Source organism: Streptococcus parasanguinis, assembly GCF_000963275.1.
GTDB lineage: Bacteria > Bacillota > Bacilli > Lactobacillales > Streptococcaceae > Streptococcus > Streptococcus parasanguinis_B.
The window spans coordinates 518,816-530,540 of the sequence record NZ_JYOW01000001.1; the positions used below are offsets into that span (position 1 = coordinate 518,816).

General features: G+C 42.0%; 9 protein-coding genes, 1 tRNA gene and 1 other RNA gene. 10 read left to right on the top strand and 1 reads right to left on the bottom strand.

Going from position 1 to position 11,725, the window contains the following annotated elements; translation table 11 throughout:
* Position 1: 1 nt before the first annotated feature.
* The 10 genes from rpoD to lepB all read left to right on the top strand — a co-directional run bounded on the left by rpoD (position 2) and on the right by lepB (position 10,427).
* Positions 2-1,111 (top strand): RNA polymerase sigma factor RpoD, encoded by a 1,110-nt coding sequence (gene rpoD, locus TZ97_RS02590; protein ID WP_003003251.1) that lies wholly within the window; start codon positions 2-4, stop codon positions 1,109-1,111.
* 171 nt (positions 1,112-1,282) lie between these two features.
* Positions 1,283-1,612, top strand: a complete 330-nt coding sequence (locus TZ97_RS02595) for a metal-sulfur cluster assembly factor (RefSeq protein WP_004220168.1) — start codon at positions 1,283-1,285, stop codon at positions 1,610-1,612.
* Between the two features lie 171 nt (positions 1,613-1,783).
* Positions 1,784-2,491, top strand: a complete 708-nt coding sequence (locus tag TZ97_RS02600) for an ABC transporter ATP-binding protein (protein ID WP_045759273.1) — start codon at positions 1,784-1,786, stop codon at positions 2,489-2,491.
* Between the two features lie 9 nt (positions 2,492-2,500).
* The gene (locus TZ97_RS02605; RefSeq protein ID WP_045759274.1) at positions 2,501-3,295 is read left to right on the top strand and encodes a hypothetical protein; all 795 of its coding nucleotides are present in this window, start codon (positions 2,501-2,503) and stop codon (positions 3,293-3,295) included.
* A gap of 103 nt (positions 3,296-3,398) precedes the next feature.
* Positions 3,399-3,747: a transfer-messenger RNA gene (gene ssrA / locus TZ97_RS10150) on the top strand.
* 8 nt (positions 3,748-3,755) lie between these two features.
* Positions 3,756-3,843, top strand: a tRNA-Ser gene (locus TZ97_RS02610).
* 83 nt (positions 3,844-3,926) lie between these two features.
* Positions 3,927-7,028 carry a DNA polymerase III subunit alpha gene (locus tag TZ97_RS02615; RefSeq protein WP_045759275.1) on the top strand — a complete coding sequence of 1,034 codons (3,102 nt, stop codon included), beginning with the start codon at positions 3,927-3,929 and terminating at the stop codon, positions 7,026-7,028.
* A gap of 84 nt (positions 7,029-7,112) precedes the next feature.
* Positions 7,113-8,126 (top strand): 6-phosphofructokinase, encoded by a 1,014-nt coding sequence (pfkA, locus tag TZ97_RS02620; protein ID WP_021152956.1) that lies wholly within the window; start codon positions 7,113-7,115, stop codon positions 8,124-8,126.
* Positions 8,127-8,195: 69 nt separating this feature from the next.
* The gene (pyk, locus tag TZ97_RS02625) at positions 8,196-9,701 is read left to right on the top strand and encodes a pyruvate kinase (RefSeq protein ID WP_045759276.1); all 1,506 of its coding nucleotides are present in this window, start codon (positions 8,196-8,198) and stop codon (positions 9,699-9,701) included.
* A 165-nt stretch (positions 9,702-9,866) separates the two neighbouring features.
* Positions 9,867-10,427 carry a signal peptidase I gene (lepB, locus tag TZ97_RS02630; protein ID WP_003006560.1) on the top strand — a complete coding sequence of 187 codons (561 nt, stop codon included), beginning with the start codon at positions 9,867-9,869 and terminating at the stop codon, positions 10,425-10,427.
* A gap of 87 nt (positions 10,428-10,514) precedes the next feature.
* On the opposite strand, the gene TZ97_RS02635 is transcribed toward lepB, so the two are convergent.
* On the bottom strand, positions 10,515-11,708 hold the full coding sequence (locus tag TZ97_RS02635) for a cation diffusion facilitator family transporter (RefSeq protein ID WP_045759277.1): 1,194 nt from the start codon (positions 11,706-11,708) through the stop codon (positions 10,515-10,517).
* Positions 11,709-11,725: the final 17 nt, after the last annotated feature.

Below are 11,725 nucleotides of genomic sequence, written 5' to 3' on the forward strand. Positions count from 1 at the left end.
AATGGCTAAAGAACAAAAAGATATTACAACATTGGACGTTCAAATTGCAGAATTTATTCGCAGCCACAAGAAAAGCGGAACTGCAACAGATGATGAAATTAATGACCAATTGGTTATTCCATTCACGCTAGATGCAGATGGGATTGAAGATCTTTTGCAACGCATTCAAGATGCAGGGATTTCGATCACTGATAAAGACGGCAACCCAAGTGCGCGTGTGTTGAACAATGAGGAAGAGCCAGAGTTGTCAGATGAGGAATTGCTTGGAAGCAACTCTGCTAAGGTCAATGACCCGGTACGGATGTACTTGAAAGAAATTGGGGTTGTTCCTCTTTTGACCAATGAAGAAGAACAAGAATTGGCTATCTTGGTGGAACAAGGTGACTTGGAAGCTAAGCAACGTCTAGCAGAAGCCAACCTTCGTTTGGTTGTATCCATTGCGAAACGTTACGTTGGTCGTGGGATGCAATTTTTGGATTTGATCCAAGAAGGAAACATGGGCTTGATGAAGGCGGTTGATAAGTTTGACTATACCAAAGGGTTCAAGTTCTCTACTTATGCTACTTGGTGGATCCGTCAGGCCATCACTCGTGCCATTGCAGACCAAGCGCGTACCATTCGGATCCCTGTTCACATGGTGGAAACCATTAACAAGTTGGTTCGTGAACAACGTAATCTCTTGCAAGAATTGGGACAAGATCCAACACCTGAACAAATCGCTGAGCGCATGGATATGACACCTGATAAGGTGCGTGAAATCTTGAAGATTGCTCAAGAGCCTGTTTCTCTTGAAACTCCAATCGGGGAAGAAGATGATAGCCATTTGGGCGATTTTATCGAAGACGAAGTGATTGAAAATCCAGTAGACTACACCACTCGTGTGGTTCTACGCGAACAATTGGATGAAGTCCTCGATACCCTGACAGACCGGGAAGAAAATGTTTTGCGTCTTCGTTTTGGTCTCGATGATGGAAAAATGCGGACCTTGGAAGATGTGGGGAAAGTCTTCAACGTGACCCGTGAACGGATCCGTCAGATCGAAGCCAAAGCCCTCCGCAAACTCCGCCACCCAAGCAGAAGCAAACCATTGCGTGACTTTATAGAGGATTAAAAAGATCCTGCGGATCTTTTTAACGGTCGCCTAGAAATGAAGAAGCGACCCAGATCCTGCGGATCTTTTTAACCCGAGCCGAAAAATTCGGAAGCGAGGAAGGTCCAGTGGACCTTTTTAACCCGAGCCAAGAAATTCTATCGAGAGTAAATAGCAGAAAAAGGAAGTCATATGGCATATACAACTGAGCAAATTGAAGAAATTAAAAATAAAATCTTAAATGCTTTGGAAGAGGTAATCGATCCTGAGCTTGGGATTGACATTGTCAATTTAGGTCTTGTCTACGAGATCCATTTTGACGGTGAAACTGGAGCAACCATCATTGATATGACCTTAACGACCATGGGGTGTCCATTAGCGGACCTTCTGACAGATCAGATTCATGATGTTTTAGCAGAAGTAGAAGAAGTGACATCTGTGGATGTGAAGTTGGTCTGGTATCCAGCTTGGACGGTTGAAAAGATGAGCCGCTATGCGCGGATAGCACTTGGAATTAGTTAAACATCCTATGCATCAAAATAAATCAGAGGTTGGGGTTTCCCTAACCTCTGATTTATTTATCCCTATTTTTTTGAACAAGCATTTACAAATTCTTAGCAAATTTTCAGATAAAGTTGCAATCATCAAGGGGACAGGGTATAATAGCATAAATAGAAAATAAAGGAGATTTACATGAATCAGTATCCTTTGGTCTACTTGGACCATGTGACAAAGAATTATGGGCATGAAGTTGCTCTCATGGATGTTAGTTTGAACATCCAGCCTGGCCGTATTATTGGCCTTTTGGGGCCCAATGGTAGTGGGAAAACAACCATCATTAAATTGATCAATGGTTTGTTGCAACCAAGCCTTGGAAATATCTATATTCATGGGCAATTACCATCCCCAGCTTCTAAAAAAGTGGTTTCCTATTTGCCAGATACGACTTATCTGAATGAAAATATGAAAATTGTCGATGCTATTCGCTATTTCCAAGATTTTTATGCAGATTTTAATGTCCAACGAGCTTACCAATTGCTCAACGATTTGCATTTGCATCCAAATCAAAAATTGAACAGCCTTTCAAAAGGAAACAAGGAAAAAGTGCAATTGATTTTGGTGATGAGTCGTGAAGCTGACTTGTATGTTCTTGATGAACCAATCGGTGGGGTTGACCCAGCGGCGCGTGATTATATTTTGCGGACCATTATTCAAAACAGACGTCCAAACTCTTCTGTCTTGATTTCTACTCACTTGATTGCGGATATTGAGCAAGTTTTGGATGAGGCCATTTTCATCAACCAAGGAAGAATCCTCTTGCATGAAAATACGACTGTTATGCGCAATCAACACGGAAAATCAATAGATGAGATCTTCCGTGATCAATTCCGTGTTTATTAGGAGGAACCCATGTTTGGTAAATTATTAAAATATGAATTTAAATCGACAGCTAAGTGGTATTTATTGATCACCCTGATCGCACTAGGTTTGTCAGTGATTACAGGTGTTATTGGTGGAAGTGCTACAAATGGTTTTGTGGATATGGAAACCAATAGTATGCAAATTATAACGGGGACTCTTGGGATTCTCATTTTTGGAGGAGTCATTGGTCTTTATCTTAGTAACTACTATATTATTATCCGTCGTTTCTATTCCAACTTGTACGGACGTGAAGGTTACTTGACTTGGACCCTTCCAGCTAACCCTCATGCGATCATTTTGTCTAAATTTGTGGGAGCTTTAGTAGCGAGTCTTTACTGCCTATTCCTTCTATTTTTTAGTGGTTTTATCACAATTATTGTGATGGGTGCTGTCATTGGACAAGACCTCTCTCCTGTATTTAGTATTATCGCTGAGGCTTTTAGTCATTCTATTGCTTATTGGATTATCGTTTGGTGGATTTTTACCACAGCTTCAGGGATCTTCCTATTTTATGTATCGATCGCACTTGGCCAACTCTTCCAAAATCGTCGTGGATTTAAGGCTATTCTGTTTTTCTTTCTCTTGTGCATTGTTTTAAGTATCATCGGTACAGCAGTCAATCCATTAAAAGATTCATATGCTGTTGGGTCTGCATTGGTTTATGGAAATATTGATGAATTTGGACCTAACTTCATTCCAGGTCTTATCTATGAAGTCATCAAGATTGTTTCTATGTATTTCACCATTCACTATATCAGCAAGTACAAGTTGAATCTTCAATAAGTACAGTAAATTGAGCAAGGAGCTTCCCGGTGGAAGCCTTCTTGTTCAATTTTTTTCTTTTGCATTTTTAGCTACATTTTGATATACTAAATGTATTCGTTTTGGGGTCGTTACGGATTCGACAGGCATTATGAGGTATATTTTGCAACTCATCTAGCGGATGTAAAACGCCAGTTAAATATAACTGCAAAAAATAATAATTCTTACGCTTTAGCTGCCTAAACACCAGCAGGCGTGACCCGATTCGAATCGCTCGTGTTTGATGACAGGTCTTTATTTTAGCGAGATACGATCTAACTTTGTCTAGAAGTTAGATAAGAGATTGATAGACTCGCAGGTACAGGGCTTGAGTTATGTGTCGTGTAGCTGTTAAACTAAGACATAACCTATGGTTGTAGACAAATATGCTGGCAGGTGTTTGGACGTGGGTTCGACTCCCACCGGCTCCATATATAGTTTTGGAAGATTACTCAAGAGGCTTAAGAGGCCGTGTTGGAAACGCGGTAGGCGTGTAATAGCGTGCGTGGGTTCGAATCCCATGTCTTCCGTTGTTGAGACATCATTGTGTAGCAGTGGTGTTTTTTTGTACAAAAAAGAGTCCCAAAAATAGACAAGTGAGGGAGGAGAAAAAGTGATTGCACAGCTAGATACCAAATCAGTCTATACTTTTATGGAAAGCCTTGTGACCATAAAAGACTATGTCCAAGTGGCTAAAAGTATGGGCTATGACGCATTGGGAATCATGGATGTAGATAATTTGTATGGTGCCTATGAATTTATCGAAGCCTGTCAGGCCCACAAGCTCAGCCCCTTGGTCGGTTTAGAAATTGGACTAGAGGTAGACAATGAAACAATTCCGTTTCGGATGATCGCCTTGTCAACGAAGGGCTACCAGAATCTGATGAAGATGTCGACCGTCAAAATGATGGGGAGGAGCAATTGGGAGGATGTGAAGCACCTTACAGAAGGAGTAGCAGTCATTGTCCCAGCGCCTTTTGCTAGTGGAGACTTGCCACTTGGTCTAGATTACTTCATCGGAGTTTTTGCGGATACGCCGGTCCAAGAGTTTAGCCACCCTGTGCTCCCTCTTCATACCGTTCGATTTTTTGAGGCTGGGGATGTGGAAGCCATGCAGATGCTGGCAGCCATCAAGGACAATCAAAGCTTGACGGAAACAGGACCAATTGATCCGACAACAGTCCTAAAAACTCCTCAGGATTTAAAGAATGATTTTGCAGAGCGATTTCCTCAAGCCATCACAAATCTGGAAAAACTAGTCCAAGGGATTCAATATGATATTGACACCCAGTTGAAATTGCCTCGCTTCAATCCTCAAAAACCAGCTGTTGAGGAACTGAGAGAATTAGCCCAAGCGGGTCTTCTTCGAAAGTACTTGACCAGTCCGGTCTATCAAGAACGTCTGGAGCATGAATTAGACATTATTCACCAGATGGGCTTTGATGATTATTTCTTGATTGTCTGGGACCTTCTTCGTTTCGGACGGAGTCAAGGCTATTATATGGGAATGGGACGTGGGTCTGCTGTCGGCTCACTGGTAGCCTATTCCCTAGGGATTACAGGGATTGATCCTGTGGAGAAGAACCTCCTCTTTGAGCGCTTTTTAAATGTGGAGCGCTACACCATGCCGGATATTGATATTGATATTCCTGATATCTATCGTCCAGAATTTATCCGCTATGTGCGAGACCGTTACGGGAGTTACCATGCAGCTCAGATCGTGACCTTTTCAACCTTTGGGGCCAAACAAGCCATTCGAGATGTCTTTAAACGTTTTGGGGTACCAGAGTACGAATTGACCTCCATTACCAAGCGGATTGGCTTTAGGGATACACTGACGACAGCTTATGAACAGAATCTAGCTTTTCGACAAGTGATTCATAGCCGAGCAGAATTTGAGCGTGGCTTTGAAATTGCCAAAAGAATTGAAGGCCAACCAAGACAGACATCGATCCACGCGGCTGGGGTTGTGATGAGTGACCAGGATTTGACAGATCACATTCCTCTCAAGTATGGGGAAGACATGTTTGTCACCCAGTATGATGCCCATGCGGTTGAAGCCAATGGTCTGTTAAAGATGGACTTTTTGGGTCTGCGAAATTTAACCTTTGTTCAGAAAATGAAGGAAACCGTCTATGAAAAGTACCAAGAAAAGATCGTGATTGAAGCCATTGATTTAGAAGATCCAGAAACCTTGGCCTTGTTTGCTGCTGGGGATACTAAGGGGATTTTCCAATTTGAACAGGCTGGAGCCATTCGCCTCTTGAGACGAGTGAGACCCAATCATTTCGAAGAAGTGGTAGCGACCACCTCTCTCAATCGTCCAGGAGCTAGTGATTACATTGATAATTTCGTCAAAAGAAAGCACGGTCAAGAAAAAGTTGAGATTTTAGATCCAGCTATTGAAGAAATCTTAAGGCCCACTTATGGGATCATGCTCTACCAAGAGCAGGTGATGCAGGTTGCCCAGCGTTTTGCAGGCTTTAGTCTAGGGAAAGCCGATATTTTACGTCGGGCTATGGGCAAAAAAAATGCAGCTGAAATGCATCAGATGGAAGACGATTTTGTCTCAGGTGCTCTTAAACTTGGGCATACGGAAGAAAAAGCCAAAGAGGTCTTTGCGATCATGGAAAAATTCGCAGGTTATGGGTTTAACCGTTCCCATGCCTATGCCTATTCTGCCTTGGCCTTTCAGATGGCCTATTTCAAGGTCCATTATCCAGATGTTTTCTTTGATGTCATGCTCAATTATTCGAGCAGCGATTATCTAGCAGATGCTCTCCAGTTTGATTTTAAAGTCGCGCCATTATCCATCAATACCATCCCTTACAGGGATAAGTTCCAGGATCGGAAAATCTACTTGGGCATGAAAAATATCAAGGGACTCCCAAGAGATTTAGCGTATTGGATCATTGATAATCGTCCCTTTGAAAGTGTCGAAGATTTTATTTTACGCCTACCCAATCAGTATCATAAATTACCTCTGTTAACACCTTTAGTGGAGCTTGGATTGTTTGATATTTTTGAAAAAAATAGGCGCAAGGTGCTTCACAATTTGCCGAATTTGTTTGTATTTGCTGATGAGCTAGGTAGTTTATTTGCAGATTCTAACTATTCCTGGACAGAAGCAGAGGACTTTAGCCAGGCTGAAAAATATGATAAGGAAGAGGCCATTATTGGCGTCGGTCTCAGTACCCACCCATTGGTTGCGATTGGGCAAACGAGTCCCTATGAGATCCAACCAATTTCTCAACTCATACAAGGAGAGCAGGCACGCATTCTCATTGAGGTACAAAGCATTCGAACCATTCGAACCAAGTCAGGTGATCTCATGGCTTTCTTACAAGTCAGTGATACCAAGAAAAAATTGGATGTGACCCTTTTCCCTGAAACCTACAATCGATTTTCCTCCTTGATAAAAGAAGGTGGCTTTTATTACTTGACAGGGAAGATACAAGAGCGTGATGGGCGCTTGCAGATGATTCTAGCAGAGGCGCAACTGGCAACCAATGAAAAGTTCTGGATCCAGTTGCTCGATCATCGTCAGGATAAAACGATTCTTTCTATCTTGAAAAAATATCCGGGCCCATATCCTGTGATATTACGCTATGAAGACGAGAAAAAAACTCTTCAATTGAAGGGCTATACCGTCCAGAAAAACAAAGAATTGGAAGATGAATTAAAGAATCTCGTTATGAAAACGATTTATCGGTAAAAACTGCGAAAAATACGAGAATTTTAGTCTTCTTTGTGTTATAATTACGTAGAATGTAAAAGAAAAAAAGGAGCAAACAACGAAATGAAACGTATTGCTGTTTTAACTAGTGGTGGAGATGCCCCTGGTATGAATGCTGCCATCCGTGCAGTTGTTCGTCAAGCAATTTCAGAAGGAATGGAAGTTTTCGGTATCTATGATGGATATGCGGGAATGGTTGCTGGTAAAATTCAGCCCCTTGACGCCTCATCTGTTGGAGATATTATTTCCCGTGGTGGTACCTTCCTTCATTCAGCTCGTTACCCTGAATTCGCACAACGCGAAGGTCAATTAAAAGGGATCGAGCAATTGAAGAAACACGGGATCGAAGGTGTTGTCGTTATTGGTGGAGATGGTTCTTACCATGGTGCGATGCGCTTGACTGAGCTTGGATTCCCAGCTGTGGGTCTTCCTGGTACGATCGATAACGATATCGTAGGAACTGACTTTACAATTGGTTTTGATACGGCAGTCACAACTGCAATGGACGCGATCGATAAGATCCGTGATACTTCATCTAGTCACCACCGTACTTTCGTTATCGAAGTGATGGGACGTAACGCTGGAGATATCGCTCTTTGGGCAGGGATTGCATCTGGTGCAGATGAAATCATCATCCCTGAAGAAGGATTCAAGATCGAAGATGTTGTTGAGAGCATCAAAGAAGGTTACGCAAAAGGTCGTACCCACAACATCATCATCTTGGCTGAAGGTGTGATGTCTGCAGATGAATTTGGTAAAGCGTTGAAAGAAGCTGGTGATGAAAGTGACCTTCGTGTGACTGAGCTTGGCCACATCCAACGTGGTGGTTCACCTACTGCGCGTGACCGTGTTCTTGCTTCACGTATGGGAGCACACGCTGTTAAATTGTTGAAACAAGGAATCGGTGGTGTAGCCGTTGGTATCCGTAATGAAAAAATGGTTGAAAACCCAATCCTTGGTAAAGCAGAAGAAGGAGCCCTCTTTAGCTTGACAGAAGATGGTAAGATTGTGGTAAACAATCCACATAAAGCTGATCTTGGTCTTGCCGAGTTGAACCGTAGCTTGTCTTCAATCTAATTTTATTTCATAAATTCGTTAACCTTGTCTTAAAAAGACAGATATATTTAAAAAGGAGTCATATATATCATGAACAAACGTGTAAAAATCGTTGCAACTTTAGGTCCTGCGGTAGAAATCCGTGGTGGTAAAAAATTCGGTGAAGATGGATACTGGGCTGAAAAACTTGACGTTGAAGCTTCAGCACAAAACATTGCTAAATTGATCGAAGCTGGTGCTAACACTTTCCGTTTCAACTTCTCACACGGTGACCACCAAGAACAAGGTGAACGTATGGCGACTGTTAAACGTGCAGAAGAAATCGCTGGTAAAAAAGTTGGTTACCTTCTTGATACAAAAGGTCCTGAAATCCGTACTGAATTGTTCGAAGGCGAAGCTAAAGAATATTCATACAAGACTGGTGAACGTATCCGCGTTGCTACAAAACAAGGTATTAAATCAACTCGTGAAGTGATTGCTTTGAACGTTGCTGGTGCGCTTGACATCTTTGATGACGTTGAAGTTGGACACCAAGTATTGGTTGATGATGGTAAATTGGGTCTTCGCGTTGTAGAAAAAGACGCTGCAAAACGTGAATTTGTTGTTGAAGTTGAAAACGATGGTATCATCGCTAAACAAAAAGGTGTAAACATCCCTAACACTAAGATTCCTTTCCCAGCACTTGCTGAACGCGATAACGACGATATCCGCTTCGGTTTGGAACAAGGTATCAACTTCATCGCGATCTCATTCGTACGTACTGCAAAAGACGTTCAAGAAGTTCGTGCTATCTGTGAAGAAACTGGTAACAGCCACGTTCAATTGTTTGCGAAAATCGAAAACCAACAAGGTATCGAAAACTTGGATGAAATCATCGAAGTTACTGATGGTATCATGATCGCTCGTGGTGACATGGGTATCGAAGTACCATTCGAAATGGTTCCAGTTTACCAAAAAATGATTACTTCTAAAGTAAATGCTGCTGGTAAAGTTGTTATCACTGCAACAAACATGCTTGAAACAATGACTGAAAAACCACGTGCAACTCGTTCAGAAGTATCTGACGTCTTCAACGCTGTTATCGATGGTACTGATGCTACAATGCTTTCAGGTGAATCTGCAAACGGTAAATACCCACTTGAATCTGTAGCTACAATGGCGAAAATCGACATGAACGCTCAAACTCTTCTTAAAGAATACGGACGTTTGAACTCAGATTCATTTGAACGTAACTCTAAGACAGAAGTTATGGCTTCAGCTGTTAAAGATGCTACAAACTCAATGGATATCAAATTGGTTGTAACATTGACTAAGACAGGTCACACTGCACGTTTAATCTCTAAATACCGTCCAGATGCTGATATCTTGGCATTGACATTTGACGAATTGACTGAACGTGGATTGATGTTGAACTGGGGTGTTATCCCAATGTTGACAGATGCTCCTTCATCAACTGACGATATGTTCGAAATTGCTGAACGTAAAGCAGTTGAAGCTGGTCTTGTTAAATCTGGTGATGATATCGTTATCGTTGCTGGTGTACCAGTTGGAGAAGCTGTTCGTACAAACACAATGCGTATCCGTACAGTACGTTAATAGAAAATTATATCTAAAAGCCTTGCTGGTTGGTCCGAAAGGATCGACCGCGAGGTTTTTCTTTTTCTTCTGGTGTGTGTTGATAAGAATTCTCACTAATGCTTACTTTCTCTTTTTTAAAGATCAAAAACATGGTATAATAAATAAAAAGGAAGGGAGACATACATGCCAAGGAGAGATTTAATTAGAAATGTCATCATTGTCGGTGTACTGGTTTTGGCACTGATTTTGCTTCGAATCTTTGTATTTCATCCATTTAGTATCAATGATAAAATGGCCAATGCTTCTGTGAAAACTGGAGATCTTGTGGTAGCGACTAGAAACGCTCAGGTAGATCGCAGTGATTTGGTCTTATATAAGGTCGGTGGAAAAGAATACCTTGGACGTGTCATTGCCAAAGAAAACGACGAAGTCAGCTACGTAGATGACGTCCTCTATTTGAATGGACAGGCAACACCAGAACCTTACCTGAATAAAATGCTGAATAAACACCTAGCTGCTCCAACGAGTAATGGGTATTATACGGATGATTTCTTTTTATCAGAGTTAAAAGGGACCAAGGCTGGTCGTGTACCATCGGATACTTATCTAGTCTTAAATGATAACCGTGGGGATACAGAAGATAGCCGTGAGTTTGGTTATATCCATAAAAATCAGATCGAAGGAGTCGTGAATCTGCGTCTCTATCCTCTCAATAAATTTGGATTTATAAAAGTAGAAGAATAGCCGAAAGGCTATTTTTTCTTACAAAAAAACTACTGCAAAAAAGAATTGCAGTAGCTTTTTATTCTGGTTAGATTGAGGTAGAGGGTTCTATTTTTTCTGTTTACTGGTAATTTGGTGAAAGACCTTTTGCCAGTGTTCATGACGCCGCCAGAGACTGGTATGGATCTGGTCATTTAACTCATAGCGAATCAATTTGGTCTTTTGACTGATAGATTCAATTTCGAAATTCTTAAAGGGAATTTGATGTTCTTCCTGCAAACGGACCAGGTCCTCTTTGTGGCTTTCTTGGCCATACTCATTGATGAGGGTGAAGTTGTCTGCTAGGAGGGTTTGGTATTCCTGCTGAGCCTGCAAGCGTTCCTCATAGGTCTTTAATTTGAGAAGGACATTGTCCAGAATCTCATCTTCAGGGATAGAACTTGGCTCCACATGGACATCGATATCAAAGACGCCAAACTGTTCCTTGAGAAGGCGCTCGACCTCTTCGGTAATAGCATGGCTCTCATAAACAGAGAGGTCTGGATTCATTTCGATGACGACATCTAGGTAAATGTTGCTTCCGTAAGTCCGTCCCCGTTGGGATTTGACCCGGCTGACCTTTGGCAATTCCAGAATAGCCGCCTTGTATTTATCCAGGAGACTTTCATCAAAACCATCGGAGAGGCTGAAGGAGGATTCAATGAAAATGTCGTAGGCAGTTTTTAGGATAAAGAAGGTAATAACGATGGCCACTAATTGGTCCATAATCGGATAGTTAAGAGCACTAGCTCCAATCGCAACAGAGGTTCCTAAAGAAGTGACCACGTCAGACAGGTTGTCTTTGGCAGCTGCCTTGAGGGCCTTGGATTGAGCTTTCTTAGCTAAAGTCCGGTTATAAAGATAGACCGCAAACATGACAAGGGCTGATCCAACTCCGACAATGGCCCCTAAAGGATCAATGACAGTGGTTTCCCTACTGAGGATTTTCTGAACGGTATCTCGTAGGACATCGAAGCCCACATAAAACATGATGATGGAAGTTACCAGGCTAGCTAGATCTTCAATCTTCCAATGACCAAATCGGTGGTCGCGGTCAGCTGGCTGGCGGGCCATGCGAATGCCGATGAGAAGGGCGACGTTACTGATAATATCGGATAAGTTATTAAAACCATCCGCGACCAAACTGGAGGAGTGAAGGAGATGTCCTGTTGCTAATTTAGCTGCGGAAAGAATCAGGTAGGCGACAATACTGATCAGGGCTCCACGTTCGGCTAGTTTTAAATTACTTTGTGATTGATTCACTGATAACTCCTCCAGGC